This window comes from Kaistia sp. SLG-1, assembly GCF_059699055.1.
Genome location: NZ_AP048544.1, coordinates 3,271,228 through 3,285,714, shown reverse-complemented (window position 1 = coordinate 3,285,714; position 14,487 = coordinate 3,271,228). Strand labels below are relative to the sequence as shown.

The following is a 14,487-nucleotide window of genomic DNA, read 5'->3' as shown; positions in this document are numbered from 1 at the left end:
CCCACCGGCGACGTTCTGTCGTCTGCGCCGCGTGATCGCGCTGAGGCGCGGGAGGCAAGCCCGAGGGCTTCCTCCCGCGATCGTTCAGCGCGAACGACCGCTCTCAGCCGATGATGGCCTTGGGCTCGAGGAAGGCTTCCAGGCCGAAGACGCCGTATTCGCGGCCGAAGCCGGACTGCTTGAAGCCGCCGAACGGCGCCAGCGGATCATGCAGCTCGTTGTTGACGCAGACGCGGCCGGCGTCGATCTGGCCCGCCACCCGGTAGGCCCGCGCCTTGTCGGCCGAGGTGACATAGGAGCAGAGGCCATAGGCGGTGTCGTTGGCGATGGCGATCGCGTCGGCTTCGTCGGCATAGGGAATGATGCTGAGCACCGGGCCGAAGATCTCTTCCTGCGCAATCCGCATCGAGTTCTTCACGTTGGTGAAGACGGTCGGCTTGACGAAATTGCCCTGCTCCAGGCCCTCCGGCTTGCCTTCGCCGCCCGCCAGCAGCGTGGCGCCTTCCTCCAGGCCGATGCGGATATAGTCCTCGACCCGCTCGAACTGCTTGCGGCTGACCATCGGGCCGACATTGACGGTCGGGTCCTTCGGGTCGCCCACCTTGACGACGTTCTCGAGCGTCGCCCTGGCGATGACGTTGACCTCGTCCAGCCGGGCCGCCGGCACCAGCAGGCGCGTGGCGGCCGCGCAGGCCTGGCCGCTGTTGAGGTAGGCGGCGAAGATCGCCTGCGGGATCGCCTCGGCGAAATTGGCGTCGTCCAGGATGATGTTGGGCGACTTGCCGCCGAGCTCCAGCGTGACGCGCTTCATCGTGTCCGCCGCGCCCTTGGCGATGATCTTGCCGACGCCGGTCGAGCCGGTGAAGGTGATCTTGTTGACGTCCGGGTTGCGCGTCAGCTCGGAGCCGACCACGTCGCCCATGCCGTTGACGATGTTGACGACGCCCTTGGGCAGGCCGGCGTCATGCAGGCATTCCATCATCACCTGCGTCTGCTGCGCGCTCAGCTCGCTCGGCTTGATGACCACGGTGCAGCCGGCGCCGAGGGCGGAGGCGAGCTTCGTGCAGATGAAGCCGTTGCTCATGTTCCAGGGGATGACCACGGCGACAACGCCGACCGGCTGCAGCCGCGTCCTCGCCCGGCCCGTCCGCGGCTCGAAATCGAAGTCGCGCAGCACACCGGCCATTTCCTTGAAGTCGTCGATGCTGGCCGGCATGATCATCGAGCAGAAGCCGGTGGTGCCGCCATATTCATCGACCATCACGTCGATCAGATCCTGTTTGCGCCGGGAGAGCGCGGCGTGGATCTTCTCCAGCCATTCGATGCGCTCTGCCTTGCTCGTCTGCGAAAAGGTCTTGAGCGCTTCCTTGGCCGCGGCGATGGCGCGCTGCGTATCGACCGCGTCGCCCAGCGTCACCTCCGCCACCTTGGCGTTGGTCATGGGGTTGAACAGATCGAGCGTCGCCGTGCCGTGCGGGGCAACGAATTCGCCGTCGATGTAGAATTTGTCGAGCTTTTTCATGGGGATCGTCCGCAAGTGATCAGGGTCAGGCGTTCGGCATGAAGCCGGTCTTGCCCTCGAAGGCGACGGATTGGGCCAGCGCCTTCTGCGCCTCCAGCGTCTTCAGGCTGTCGCTGTAGGCCTTCTGCAGCGTGGCGAAGGTGTCGACGCCCAGCGCCGTGCGGACCGGCGGTTCGGCCTGCTGCGTGAGCTCGTAGATGGCGTCGGCGATCTTCACCGGATCGCCGGCGGTATTCGCCTCGCCATGCTCCTCGATGTAGCGACGGACGGCGCCGACGGCCGAGTTGCGATAGGCGTCGGTTTCCTGCGTCCAGCGGATGTTGGCCTGGAAGTTGGTCTTCATCGAGCCGGGCTCGATGATCAGCGTGTGGATGCCGAATTCGGCGATCTCCTGGGCGGTCGCCTCGGCGAAGCCTTCGAGCCCGAACTTGGCGGCGTGGTACATGGCGCCGCTGGCGAAGCCGACGCGGCCGCCGACGCTGGTGATGTAGACGATCCGGCCGCTCTTCTTCGCGCGAAGGGCGGGCAGGAAGGCACGGGTGATATTGATCGGGCCGACGAGGTTTAGGTCGAGCTGCTGCTTGACCTCGGCGTCGCTCAGCTCCTCCATCGCGCCGATCACCGCGCCGCCGGCATTGTTGATGATGACGTCGACATCGGCATGGCGGGCGGCGACGCTGCGGATCTGGGCGGGGTCGGTGACGTCGAGCCGTTCGACCACGAGGCGGTCGCCGAATTCGCGGGCGAGCTCCGCCATCGCGTCGGTGCGCAGCACGGCGGCGACCACGGTGTGGCCCTTCGCGAGGATGGCCCGGGCGAGCTCCAGGCCGAGGCCGCCAGAGGCGCCGGTCAGGAAGTATTTCTGTGCAGACATGTCGTCATCCCCACTGCGTATGGATCCAGGATGAACGGTACATGGGGCCTGCCAGGACGCCCTGCCTGCCCAGACTGACAAGTTATTTGCCCGATCCGACTTGTTTGGCGGAAATGTCGGATTGGGCATATTGTCGGCGAAATCGACGGGCGGCATGTTCAATCGCAGCCCCGGTTTGGAAAGTCCCATGGTCAAAGATCTCTGCCAGCAGCTCGCCGCTTCCGCCCTCGGCATCGCCACCGGTGAAGGCGATTTTCCGACCGAGATTGCGAACCTCTCGCTCCATCGCCAGCATGGAACGAACGGGCCGATGCCCTGCGTCTATCCGCGAGGCCTGATCGTGCCGCTGGGCGGCAAGAAGCAGGCCGTCTATGGCGACCAGATCGTCTATTACGCGATGGGCAGCACGTTGCTGGTGACTCTCGACATGCCCGTCATGTCGCAGATCCTGGAAGCCAGTGCGCGGTCGCCCTCGCTGATCCTGTTCCTGAAGCTGGACGCGGCTCGACTGGTGGAGGCCGCGCAGGAGATCGAGGGGACGCCGGCCGCCGACGATTGCGTTCCGCCGCTGTCGCTGGCGCCCGCCGATCCCGGCCTGGTCGAGGCGCTGATCCGCCTCTTGGCGCTCTCGCGCGAGCCGCAGCTGCAACGGTCGCTTGCCGCGCTGATCGAGAAGGAGATCGCCTTGCGGCTGGTCAGCGGCGCGCATGGACCGGTGCTGCGCCGCCAACTCATCGTCGGGTCGCCGAAGCAGAAGATCGCCAACGCCATGCGTTGGTTGCGCGACAATTTCGTCGAGAGGTCCGCGATCGATAGCCTCGCGGCGCGCGTCGGCATGAGCCCGACCAGCTTCCGCCAGCATTTCCGCGAGGTCGCCGGCACCAGCCCGCTGCAATACCAGAAGCAGCTTCGCCTGCAGGCGGCGCGCCAGCTCATGCTGAACACCGGCGCCAGCGCCACCACGGCGTCGGACAAGGTCGGCTATGTGAGCCCGTCGCAGTTCAGCCGCGAATACAAGCGGCTGTTCGGCGCGGCCCCGCTCGACGACGTGATGCGCCACAAGCGCTGAGGGCGTTCGGAAAAAATCTTCGGCGGCGCGATCCGTTTCCGCCGGCCGGATCGTCTTGGGTGTGTCTGGACCGAAAGGAGACACGCCATGTCCAACGAACCCGTCATCCTGATCAACCTGCTCAAAGTTGAACCCGGCAAGCAGGAGGCGCTGCTCGCGCTTCTGAAGCAGAGCACCGACACGGTCATCCGCACGCTCAAGGGCTGGAAGACGACCCGGCTGATCGCGGCGAAAGACGGCGCCGGCGTCGTCATCTACTCCGAATGGGAAAGCCCCGCGGCGATCGAGGCAATGCGCAATGACCCGCGCATGAAGGCCTATTTCCCGAAGATCGCGGCGATCGCCAGCCTGGACTCGGTTCTGGGCTCTGCGGTATTGAGCGAAACCGTCTGAACGCGCTCCCCTTGCCCGCGTCGGCGGGCGAGGGGATGCCGGCGCGAAATGCGCCGCGCCTTGCCGGACAGCCATTCGCCGTCCCCGTCGCAACCGGCCGATCTGTCGCGTATCCTGATCGAGTTCGGCGCCCGGTACCGGCCGGGCGGCGTCATAGGCACTGATCCATAGGCCCCATCCATGGGTTCCGTTTCATGAGCACCGACGCAGATATCGACGCATTCGAGGATCGCCTGACGGAGTTGCGGCCGCGCCTCCACCGCTATTGCGCGCGCATGACCGGATCGGCGATCCATGGCGAGGACGTCCTGCAGGACGCGCTGGTCAAGGCGCTTCAGGCACGGGCCGAGGGCGCCGAGGTCGACAATCTCGAGGGCTGGCTGTTCCGCATCGCCCACAATGCCAGCCTCGACTTTCTGCGCGGCAGGGCGCGGAGCAACGTCGTCCCGCTCACCGAGGATGTCGAGGCGGCGCCGATCCCCGAGGCGGATATCGTCGCGATCGGTTTCCGGACGTTCCTGCTTCTGCCCGAGCTGCAGCGCTGCGCGGTGATCCTGAAGGACGTTCTGGGGCACTCGGTCGAGGAGATCGCCGGCATCGCCGCGTGCTCGCCGGCGGCGGCGAAATCGGCGCTCCAACGCGGCCGCGTCGCGCTGCGCATGCTTGCCGACGCGCCGGAGGATACCCGGCTGCCGCTGATGTCCGATCCCGACCGGCGGAGGCTCGCCGCCTATGTCGAGCTGTTCCGGAGCGGCGATTTCGATGCGATCCGCGCCATGCTCGCCGACGACGTGAAGCTCGATCTGGTGAACCGGCTGCGGCGGGAAGGTCGCGACAGCGTCAACATCTACTTCACCCGCTATTCCGAAATCCCGAAATGGCGCTTCGCCCTCGGCGCGGTGGAGGGAAGGCCGGCCATGCTGGTCTTTGACGGCACCGGTTCGATGGAGAAGCCGGCGCATTTTGTCCTGGTCGACTGGTCGGACGGCAAGATCGCCGCGATCCGCGATTTCGTGTTCGCGCCCTATGTGCTCGAATCCATCGACTGGGTGCGGCTCGGCTAGGGCCCGCGTTCGCGAAAGAGACGCGCGGCGCGTGTCGATTTTCGAAAGTCCCGTTCGTCGTTCAGATGTGAGGCTGAGACAGCCGTTAAAAAAAAGGATGCAAACGATGCGCGTGATGGTTTTCGTGAAGGCTACCGAGGACAGTGAAAAGGGAACGCTTCCCTCGGCGGAACTGTTCGAGGCGATGGGCAAGTACAACGAGGAGCTGATAAAGGCCGGCATCCTGCGTTCCGCCGACGGCCTCAAGCCCTCGTCAGCGGGCAAGCGCGTCGCCTTCGACGGTCCCAGCCGCTCGGTCATCGACGGACCCTTCACCGAAACGCGGGAGCTGGTCGCCGGCTACTGGCTCTGGGAGGTCAAGGACATGGACGAGGCGGTCGCCTGGGTGAAGCGTTGCCCCAATCCGATGCTCGGCCCGAGCGAGATCGAAATCCGGCCGCTCTACGAGATGTCGGATTTTCAGTGACGCTGCGACGGCGTCTTCCCATCGCATGATGAGACATAGGCTGGAGCGCCGCTTCCTTGAAGCCGGGCTCTAGCCCGTCGCGTCGGAGCGACCGCGGTAGCCGAGAGCCCGCAAGATGAGGTCGACCAGCGTGCGAAGGTAGGCCTCGTCGGCCGGCTGTCGCGTCACGATGAGGCGCCAGTAGATCATCGAGCCGACCAGATCGGCGGCGAGATCGAGATCGATGTCGGCGGCGAGTTCGCCGCGCGCGATGGCCTGGCGGAACACCACCTTGGCCTTGTCCCGGCGGGCGACCTGCAGGGTCGAGCGGACGGCGTCGGCGAGCTCGGGATTGCGCGGCATCTCGGCGTGCAGATCGGGCAGGATCAGGCCGATCGTCCGGTGGCGCAGCACCCGGCGCAGCTGCCGCAGGAGGAGATGGAGGTCGCGTCGGAGATCGCCGCTATCGGGCGCCTCGATCAGCTCGGTTCCGATCCGCGTCATCACATCGGACACCATGGCCAGCTTGGAAGGCCAGCGGCGGTAGAGCGCGGCCTTGCCGACGCCGGCCCGCTTGGCGATCGCCTCCATGCTCAGCGCCGCATATCCGGTCGTCGCCCATTCCTCGAACAGCGCCCGCTCGATCGCTTCCGTCTTCGCGACCTGCATCACGGCCGCGCCGCTCGGCGTGCGCCGTGGCGGGGCAGGGTCCCCCTCGTCGGAACGGTTGCGTATCATCGTCGTCAATCCTATATGGACGGAACGGTATCGTTCTATCGTTTCCATGCAGGAGTAGTCGATGACGACGAACAAGACAAGCGAACTGTCGAGCTTTTCCGACATGCTGCGGCATGCGCTCGGCCCGCTGCTGGACCCGGCCGCCGGGGATTTCGTGGAGATGATGGCGCCCGATGGCGTGATGGAGTTTCCTTATGCGCCGGCAGGCTATGTCCGCCGGATCGAAGGGCGCGAGGCGCTGGCCGCCTATCTCGGACGGTTCGTCGACATCCTCGCCATTGACCGGATGACCGACCCGACGGTCCATTTCACGCGCGACGCGGATGTCGTGATCCTGGAATTCGGCTGCGAGGGGCGCGGCCTGAAGACGGGCCAGCCCTATGACCAGCGCTACATTTCGGTGATCACGCTTCGGGACGGCCGGATCACGCGCTATCGCGACTACTGGAATCCGCTTGTCGTCATCGACGCCGTCGGCGGCCTCGACGAGCTGAACGCGGCGCTCGGGAGGCCGTGATGGCGAACATCCTCCTGACCGGCGGCACCGGCAAGACCGGCCGCCGCATCGCGCCCCGCCTCGCCGAGGCCGGCCACGATGTCCGTCTCGCCTCGCGCAGCGGCGCCGACGCCGGGCCTTTGCGAGGCATCCGTTTCGACTGGAACGATCCGTCGACCTTCGACGCGGTGTTGGCGAACCGCGAGGCGATCTATCTGGTGGCGCCGACCGATGCGCCGGAATCGCTGCGGGCCATGCAACCCTTCCTCGATCGCGCGCTGGCGATCGGGATCCGGCGCTTCGTGCTGCTCAGCGCCTCGTCGCTCCCGAAAGGTGGGCCGATGATGGGCGCGGTGCATGCCTATCTGGAGGAACACGCACCGGAATGGGCGGTGCTGCGTCCGACCTGGTTCATGCAGAATTTCTCCGAGCAGCAGCACCTGCCGACGATCCGCGACGAACGGGCGATCTTCTCGGCAACGGGCGCGGGCCGCGTGCCCTTCATCGACGTCGAGGACATCGCCGCCGTGGCGGCCGAAGCCCTGACGCGCGACGTGTCCTTCAATCGGGATCTCGTCCTGACCGGACCGCGCGCGCTAAGCTATGGCGATGTTGCCGACATCGTCGGGGCCGCGATCGGAGCCGGCGTGCGGCACGTCAATCTGAGCGAAGGCGCGCTGGTCGAGCGCTTCGGCGCGGCGGGCATGCATCCCGACTATGCCGCGATCCTCGCCGGCATGGACATTTGGATCGCGTCCGGCGCCGAGGATCGGCTGTCTTTCGATGTCGAAGCAGTGACGGGCAGGGCGCCGAACGACTTCGCCGCCTATGCCGAGCGCGTGCGCGACGCCTGGCTTTGACTGACGACAATTCGGGCGCGAAAGGCGCCCGAATTGTCTTTTCCATAGCGCGCGCGCCGGATCAGGGGCGCGCTCCGGCAAACCGGCTCAGAGCTTGTCCAGGCCGTATTCGCGCAGGATTTCTTCCGTGTGCTCGCCGACCAGCGGCGCCGGGCGTTCCACCGTGGCCGGCGTCTTGCTGAACTTGACCGCCGGCGCGACGACCTTGACCGTTCCCGCCTTCGGGTGCTCGTAGCTCGTGATGGCGTTCATGTGCTGGACCTGCGGGTCTTCCGCCACGCGCAGATGCGTCTTCACCTCGCCGCACCAGATATCGGCCGCGAGCAGGGCCTCGATCAGGTCGTGCGTGGTCCAGGTCTTGGTGAGCGCCGCGAGCTTGCCCCAGATCTCGTCGCGCTGGTCGAACAGCGTCTTCGGATCGTCATAGGCGAGAAGGCTTTCGTCGCCGAGGATGCCGACGAACGTCTTGTAGGGGCTCATCGCGACGGTGACCCAGCCATCCTTCGTCGGATAGACGCCGAAGGGCGCGTCCATGCCGGGGTGGCCGATGCCGGAATTCGGGCGCTGGAAATCCTTGTTGAAGTTCATGGCCATCAGCATTTCCTGGCCCTGATGCGCGAGCAGGGCGGAGAGGAGATCGACCTTGATCTCCTGGCCCTCGCCGGAGCGCTCGCGCCACAGCAGCGCGCTCAGGATGCCGTAGACCATGTTCATCGCGCCGATCTGGTCGGCAAAGCCGGATCCGACCGGCACGGGCGGGCCGTCGGCGCGGCCCGTCGCGGCGGCGATGCCGGTCAGGCCCTGCAGCAGCATGTCCTGTCCCGGGCGCGTCACATACGGTCCGCTGTCGCCATAGCCCGAACCGGAGCAGTAGATGATGCGCGGGTTGATGCGGGCGAGGTCCGCATAACCGAAGCCGAGGCGGTCGAGCACGCCGGGGCGGAAGTTCTGCACGACCACGTCGGCCGTCTCGACGATCTTGTAGATGATCTCCTTGGCGCGCGGATCCTTCAGGTCGAGCGCTAGGGACCGCTTGTTGCGGTTCCAGGCGAGGAAATTGGGGCTTTCCGATCCGCCGACCCACTGGTTGTTGAAGGTGAGGCTGCGGAACAGGTCGCCCTTTCCGGGTCGCTCGACCTTGATCACGTTCGCGCCGAGATCGGCCAGCAGCTGCGTCGCGAAGGGCCCCTGCAGCAGATGGCTGAAGTCGAGGACGGTAATGTTGTCCAATGCCTTTTGTGTCATTTCCATATCTCCCAACTAGGCAAGCGGACCACGCGCGGTGCTGCGCGCGTGTTTCCATCGTGTTTCGATCTGATCGAGGGCGGCGCCATGGTCGAATTCGCCGGCGAGCGTCTGCCGGACGATGCCGGAGGCGGTGTTCTGGAAGGCGATATAGCCGTCGAAGCGCGGCCGGACCCAGGCCGTCGACGCCGTCTCGAGCGTATCGAGATAGAACCGGCCGGCGGCAGCGTTGACCTGCGGATCCGCCCAGGCGGCCAGCGCCGAGGGCTGTCCGTCATGGCGCGGAATGAAGGTGCTTTGCGTCGGCTCGCGCATCAGCCAGCGGAGATGGTCGAGCAGCTGATCGTCGGGGGCGCAGCGCTTCGTCAGCGCGATCCCGGTCCCGCCCAGCACGCTGCCGCGGCGACCCTGACCGGCATGCGGGGCCTCGCCGAAGGCGAGCTGGAACGGACGCTGCCCCGGCGTGCTGTAGGTGACATAGCCGTAGATCAGCGGAATGTAGCCGAGGCGATCTTCCGTGCTCATCGTCTCCAGAAGCTGGATCGGGTTGAGCAGGACCAGCGACTTGTCGAGATGCGCGTAGAGCGACTGGAGAATGCCCAGCGCCTCCAGCCCCGTCGACCGGTCGATCAGCCGTTCCTGGCCGGGCTCGGCGCCGAGCGACAGGCACAGCGAATAGAATGACAGCAGGGCGTGCGGCCCGCCGAGCGACAGGCCCACCTTGCCGGTCTCGGCCAGCGCCAGCACATCGGCCCAGCTGTCGGGACGGTTCGGGCAGAGATCCGGCCGGCGCACGGAGACCTGCGTCGCCACGTCGAGCGGCAGCGCGTAGGCGTGGCCCTGCCAGATGTAGCTCTCCATGGCGGGGCCGATGGACTGCTTCTTCCATTGCTCGATCTCGCCGGCGGAGAAGACATCCTCCAGCGGCAGCAGGCAGTCATAAGCGGCCGCTTCGCCGAGATGGGGGTGGTCGAGGACGAGCAGGTCGTGCGCGTCGGCCAGCTCCTTGATTGGATGCGACTCGAAGCCTTCGAGCGGCTGCTTCCGCCAGTCGATCAGCGCGGACCCGGTCGCCTTCCTGACGTCGTCAGCCGCCGCGGCCAGCGCGTTGTAACCCCGGGGGTGATCCCAGGTCAGACCCTTGAAAAGCGTCATGCTCCGATCCGCTGCGTCGTCTTGGCGTCGAAGAAATGGAGCTTGTCCGGGTTGAGGCGGATGCCGACCGGCTCGCCGATCCTGCGGCCTTCTTCCGGCGCGACGCGGACATTGACCAAGGCGCTGCCGAGCTGGACGCAGACCATCGTGCAATCGCCGAGGAGCTCGGATGCGTAGACGACGCCCCGCAGTTCCGACGCGTCGGGGGAGGAGAGGCTGATGTCCTCCGGCCGCTGGCCGAGGATGACCTTGCCGGTCGCGAGCGGGGACGACAGGGCGACACGGCCGTTCGGATGCGAGAAGCGGTTGTCGGCGACTTCGCCTTCGATCAGGTTCATCGGCGGCGAGCCGATGAAGCCGGCGACGAATGTGTTGGCGGGCTTGGAGTAGATCGTCGCCGGCGTGCCTTCCTGCTGGAGCTTGCCGCCCTGCATGATGGCGATCCGGTCGGCGAGCGTCATCGCCTCGACCTGGTCGTGCGTGACATAGATGGTGGTCGTCGCCAGCTCCTTCTGCAGATGCTTGAGCTGGGCGCGCATGACCGTCCGAAGCTTGGCGTCGAGATTGGAGAGCGGCTCGTCCATCAGGAACAGCTTCGGCGTGCGCACGAGGGCGCGGGCGAGGGCGACGCGCTGGCGCTGGCCGCCGGAAAGCGCCGATGGCTTGCGGTCGAGCAGGGCATTGAGCTCGACCCGCTCGGCGGCCTGTTGCACCATCTTCGTGCGTTCGGCCCGGCCGACGCCTCGGATCTTCAGCGGATAGGCGATGTTCTCCGCCACTGACATGTGCGGATAGAGACCGTAGTTCTGGAACACCATCGCCAGATCGCGATCCCGCGGATGAACGCCGTTCACGAGCCTGCCGTCGATGCGGATGTCGCCCGAGGTCGGCTCTTCCAGGCCGGCGATCATGCGCATGGTCGTCGTCTTGCCGCAGCCCGACGAGCCGAGCAGCACGAGGAATTCACCGTCGGCGATATCGAGGGAGAGATCGCTGACGCCGGTAAACGTGCCCCATTGTTTGTTCAAGTTTGCGAGCGTTACTGTCGCCATGATGAATTTCCTCCAAGAAAACCCGTCTCGACGGGCATCGAAAACCGTGCTGGCCTGACGTTCGACCTTCGGGGGACGGGCGCCGCGGCTCGGATCGCGAGGCGCCGCCCGATTCCCAGTCCTACTCGCCCTTGATCAGCAGGCCGCCGTCGACCCGGACGATGGTGCCCGTGATGAAGGACGACTGCGGCGACGCCAGAAACAGGACCGCCTCCGCCACCTCTTCCGGCTGCCCGAAGCGCCCCAGCGGATGCGCCTGGTTCCAGGTCCGGATCAGCTCTTCCGGATGGGCGTGTTCCTTGAAGATCTTCTCGTTGAGCGGCGTCATGATCGTGCCGGGGGCGACCGCGTTGACGCGGATGCCGTGTGGCGCGAGATCGAGCGCGGCCTGCTGGGTCAGCGAGTTGATCCCGCCCTTGGCGGCGGCGTAGGCGGCCCATCCTGCGAAGCCGGTCAGGGCCTGCACCGAGGACACCGAGACGACCGCACCGGCGCCGCGCGCCTTCATCTCCGGAACGCAGAGCCGCATGAAGCGCCAGACGCTGGTCAAGTTGGTCGAAAGGACCGTGTTCCAGCTGTCCTCGTCGATCTCGTCGACGGCGCCGCCGATGGCGCGGGCGGCGTTGTTGACCAGGATGTCGATGCCGCCGAAGGCTTCCTTGGCGGTTTCCACCGTGCTGGCGACATCGGCCATGACGTTGACGTCGCATCGGACGAAACGCGCCTGGCCGCCTGAGGCGACGATGTCTGCTTCGACGGCGCGGCCTGCCGCCTCGTCGATATCGGCGATCACGATGGACGCGCCGGCGCCCGAAAGCGCCTTGGCGCAGGCGCGGCCGATGCCCATGCCGGCGCCGGTGATGATCGCTGTCTTGTCAGCAAGCAGGAGTGGCATCAAATCCCCCGAAAGTCAGGTGCACGCTTGTCCAGAAAGGCATCGATGCCTTCCTGGGCGTCGTCGGTTTGGTAAAGGCGGAAGAGGTATTCCTGCTCCAGCGACTGGGCGACGGGCAGGGCGGCGTCGCCGCCCTGGCGGATCAGCCGCTTCATCAGGACCTGGGCCTGCGGCGCGCATTTGAGCATGCCGCGGGCGCGCTGCAGGACGACGTCGAACAGGGCCTCGCTGTCGCAGATCTCGACCGCGATACCGAGCTGATGGGCGCGTTCGCCGGTGATGCGCCAGGCGCCCAGCATGATGTCGGAGGCGACGTAGCGTCCGACCGCGCGGGTCAGGCGCTGCGTTCCGCCGCCGCCGGGCGAAAGGCCCAGCAGCCCTTCCGGCAATCCGAGGCGCGCGCTCCGGGAGCAGATGATGGTGTCGCAGCAAAGCGCGATCTCGAACCCGCCGCCGAGCGCGTAGCCGTCGATCGCCGCGATCACGGGTTTGGACAGCGCCTCCAGCCGGTCGAAGACCTGGCGGCTCTCGAGCTGGTAGGCGACGAATTCCTTCTGCCGGTTGCCGCGATATTCGGCGATGTCGGCGCCGGCCACGAAGGCCTTGCCGCCGGCACCCGCCAGGATGACGACCCGCACGGACGCATCGCCTTCGATCTGCTCAAGATGATCGCTGAAGAGCCGGATCATCGGCGTCGACAGGGCGTTGAGCTTCTCGGGCCGGTTAAAGGTGAGCCTGACTATTCCGGGCTCGAGCTCTTCACGCAGTATCAGATTTTCGTCCATGCTTCGCCATTCCCAGACGCGCATGGCGCGCTGGGCCTCGTCTTGCTGTCGATGTCGGTCATTCCCGGAACGCAGAGTTCCGGTGTCAGCCTTATGCTGAAATGCTCACGATGCGCTCTCCCATGCATCGGGCTCGCCCGGTGCATTCTCCATCTTGTGATCGGCCAGCGTCACACGCATGCCGGCCGCCGCAAACTCCAGGCGATCGCTCGCCAGGGATCCAGAATCCGTAATGATTTCAGTAAGCTGTGATAGCCCTGCGATCCGGTGGTTCTTCTCGAGGCCGACCAGCGAATGGTCCGCCAGGATGCAGACGTCGCGCGAGGCGGAAATGAAGCGCCGCGCCGCCAGCGCCAGCCGCTCGTCGACGGACGAGACGCCGAAACCGGCCGAAATGCCGTCCACCGAAAGGAAGGCCCGATCGACCCGCAGCGTCTCGAACAGCGCGCCGAGGCTGGGACCCACCATGCAGTGATGCGACGGCTGGTACTCGCCGCTCGTCATGATCACCTTGGGCGCCGTCGGACCGCAGAGCTGCTCCATCAGGTGGAGCGAGTTCGTCACGATCGTCACGTCGGTACGCTTCTCGAGCTCCGCGCTGAGATAGGGGCAGAACACCCCCGAATTCACCAGCACCGTCTCGCCGGGCTGGATCTTCGCAACCGCCGCCTTGGCGATCACAGCGCGGAGCGCGTCGATCTCCTGCGCGATTCCCGCCTGCGGCGCGACGACCCTGAGTTCCAGGCCCAGCGCGGTCGCCCGTTCGCGCATCGCGCTCTCCATGGCGCGATACCAGCTATGGGCGGGATAGTGCGGGACGAAGCCGACCGAGGCCGGGCGTCTCATCCGGGTGACGGGCTCCTCGCCGCCGAGGAGCGTCTTGCGGGCGGATTCCTTCAGCCGCCAGCGTCCCGCTTCCTGCTGATAGAACTCGCGCAGATTGTCTGAAGTCAGCACGTGGTGCGGCGTCTCGATCTCCGCCGGCATCGGGCCCCCGTTCAAGGCGGCCGCCAGCGCGTTGATGGCACGGGTTCCCACGACTTCGGGGAACAGCGCCGCGCAGGCGGTCAGCTTGCCGCCGCGGGCGATCAGATCGAACAGGGCGCTACCTTCGCCGCCGACGGAGAAGGCGAACAGCGGCGCGATCGACAGCCGTTCCCCGGCCTCGATCGCGGCCATGATCGAATGATCATTGACGCCGAACACGACATTGATGTCGCGCCGCGTCTCGAATGCATCGGAACTGACGCGCAGCGAGTGCGCATAGCTGCCGTGCCCTTCGACCTTCGACACCTGGATGTCGCCGGGAAAGGTCTCTCGGAGTCCCGCCAGGAAGCCTTCGCCGCGCTGGCGCGTATTGGCGAGCTCGCTGAGCGAGATCAGGAGAAGGCTGACCGAGCTCAGCCGATCGGACAGATAGTGCCCGGCGAGACGGCCGAGGTCGTGGCCGGCCGCGTAATTGTCCGGCCCCAGATAGACACCGCCGGCCTGCGGCGAGGATTCGGCCAGGAAGGGAATGGAGCGACGGCGCGCCATCATGCGCAGCGTATCGGCGCCCCGGCCTTCGATCGGCGGCAGGATGATCGCATCCACATCGCTGATCGCGTCGGAATAGTCGCTCGCCTCGCGCCCCGGCGCTTCCGCAGACGCGCCGGCCGGCAGCAGCGCCGCCCCGCCATGCGTGCGCAGCAATTGTCCCGCCTCGGCCATCCGGGCGATGTCACGGCGGATCGTGACGGCAGAGACGCCTTCGATATGGGAGCAGAAGTCCCAGATCGTCGCGCGCTTCTTCTCTGCCAGCAGAGCGAGGATAGCGTCTTCCCGCCCTGTTTTGATCGATTTGATCATATTGATCACCGTTTTGGATGTTCGTAGGCTGTAGCATTAGAAAATG

At 66.2% G+C, this 14,487-nt stretch carries 15 protein-coding genes; 6 read left to right on the top strand and 9 right to left on the bottom strand.

Translation table 11 applies throughout. The annotated features are described in order from the left end of the window. Window positions 1-103: 103 nt before the first annotated feature. The gene (locus AC6HZP_RS14910) at window positions 104-1,522 is read right to left on the bottom strand and encodes an aldehyde dehydrogenase family protein (RefSeq protein ID WP_497523499.1); all 1,419 of its coding nucleotides are present in this window, start codon (window positions 1,520-1,522) and stop codon (window positions 104-106) included. A 25-nt stretch (window positions 1,523-1,547) separates the two neighbouring features. Further along, the gene (locus tag AC6HZP_RS14905) at window positions 1,548-2,396 is read right to left on the bottom strand and encodes an SDR family NAD(P)-dependent oxidoreductase (protein ID WP_497523498.1); all 849 of its coding nucleotides are present in this window, start codon (window positions 2,394-2,396) and stop codon (window positions 1,548-1,550) included. A 187-nt stretch (window positions 2,397-2,583) separates the two neighbouring features. On the opposite strand from AC6HZP_RS14905, the gene AC6HZP_RS14900 reads away from it, so the two are divergent. From AC6HZP_RS14900 to AC6HZP_RS14885, 4 genes are all read left to right on the top strand, one after another. Continuing rightward, on the top strand, window positions 2,584-3,465 hold the full coding sequence (locus AC6HZP_RS14900; protein ID WP_497523497.1) for an AraC family transcriptional regulator: 882 nt from the start codon (window positions 2,584-2,586) through the stop codon (window positions 3,463-3,465). Between the two features lie 87 nt (window positions 3,466-3,552). Further along, on the top strand, window positions 3,553-3,858 hold the full coding sequence (locus AC6HZP_RS14895; protein WP_201399918.1) for a putative quinol monooxygenase: 306 nt from the start codon (window positions 3,553-3,555) through the stop codon (window positions 3,856-3,858). Window positions 3,859-4,052: 194 nt separating this feature from the next. Beyond that, window positions 4,053-4,922, top strand: a complete 870-nt coding sequence (locus AC6HZP_RS14890) for a sigma factor (RefSeq protein ID WP_497523496.1) — start codon at window positions 4,053-4,055, stop codon at window positions 4,920-4,922. Between the two features lie 106 nt (window positions 4,923-5,028). Next, a complete protein-coding gene (locus AC6HZP_RS14885) occupies window positions 5,029-5,388 on the top strand; it encodes a YciI family protein (RefSeq protein WP_201399916.1) in 360 nt (119 codons plus the stop codon). A gap of 69 nt (window positions 5,389-5,457) precedes the next feature. On the opposite strand, the gene AC6HZP_RS14880 is transcribed toward AC6HZP_RS14885, so the two are convergent. Further along, window positions 5,458-6,105 carry a TetR/AcrR family transcriptional regulator gene (locus AC6HZP_RS14880; protein WP_497523495.1) on the bottom strand — a complete coding sequence of 216 codons (648 nt, stop codon included), beginning with the start codon at window positions 6,103-6,105 and terminating at the stop codon, window positions 5,458-5,460. A 61-nt stretch (window positions 6,106-6,166) separates the two neighbouring features. Between AC6HZP_RS14880 and AC6HZP_RS14875 the strand changes: the two genes are divergently transcribed. Together AC6HZP_RS14875 and AC6HZP_RS14870 are read left to right on the top strand one after the other, a co-directional pair. Continuing rightward, on the top strand, window positions 6,167-6,622 hold the full coding sequence (locus tag AC6HZP_RS14875; RefSeq protein WP_497523494.1) for a nuclear transport factor 2 family protein: 456 nt from the start codon (window positions 6,167-6,169) through the stop codon (window positions 6,620-6,622). Beyond that, window positions 6,622-7,461, top strand: coding sequence for an ergot alkaloid biosynthesis protein (locus AC6HZP_RS14870; protein ID WP_497523493.1), 840 nt, complete (start codon window positions 6,622-6,624; stop codon window positions 7,459-7,461). Before AC6HZP_RS14875 ends, AC6HZP_RS14870 begins: the two co-directional genes overlap by 1 nt. A gap of 87 nt (window positions 7,462-7,548) precedes the next feature. Here the strand turns inward: AC6HZP_RS14870 and AC6HZP_RS14865 are convergent, their stop codons facing one another. The 6 genes from AC6HZP_RS14865 to AC6HZP_RS14840 form a co-directional block, all read right to left on the bottom strand. Beyond that, window positions 7,549-8,706 carry a CaiB/BaiF CoA transferase family protein gene (locus AC6HZP_RS14865; protein WP_201399912.1) on the bottom strand — a complete coding sequence of 386 codons (1,158 nt, stop codon included), beginning with the start codon at window positions 8,704-8,706 and terminating at the stop codon, window positions 7,549-7,551. Window positions 8,707-8,721: 15 nt separating this feature from the next. After that, a complete protein-coding gene (locus AC6HZP_RS14860) occupies window positions 8,722-9,861 on the bottom strand; it encodes a type 2 periplasmic-binding domain-containing protein (RefSeq protein ID WP_497523492.1) in 1,140 nt (379 codons plus the stop codon). Further along, window positions 9,858-10,913, bottom strand: coding sequence for an ABC transporter ATP-binding protein (locus tag AC6HZP_RS14855; RefSeq protein ID WP_497523491.1), 1,056 nt, complete (start codon window positions 10,911-10,913; stop codon window positions 9,858-9,860). The genes AC6HZP_RS14860 and AC6HZP_RS14855 overlap by 4 nt, the downstream gene beginning before the upstream one ends. Before the next feature lie 121 nt (window positions 10,914-11,034). After that, window positions 11,035-11,808, bottom strand: coding sequence for an SDR family NAD(P)-dependent oxidoreductase (locus AC6HZP_RS14850; RefSeq protein ID WP_497523490.1), 774 nt, complete (start codon window positions 11,806-11,808; stop codon window positions 11,035-11,037). After that, window positions 11,808-12,617 carry an enoyl-CoA hydratase/isomerase family protein gene (locus tag AC6HZP_RS14845; protein ID WP_497523489.1) on the bottom strand — a complete coding sequence of 270 codons (810 nt, stop codon included), beginning with the start codon at window positions 12,615-12,617 and terminating at the stop codon, window positions 11,808-11,810. Before AC6HZP_RS14845 ends, AC6HZP_RS14850 begins: the two co-directional genes overlap by 1 nt. A gap of 81 nt (window positions 12,618-12,698) precedes the next feature. Next, a complete protein-coding gene (locus AC6HZP_RS14840) occupies window positions 12,699-14,441 on the bottom strand; it encodes a substrate-binding domain-containing protein (RefSeq protein ID WP_497523488.1) in 1,743 nt (580 codons plus the stop codon). Window positions 14,442-14,487: the final 46 nt, after the last annotated feature.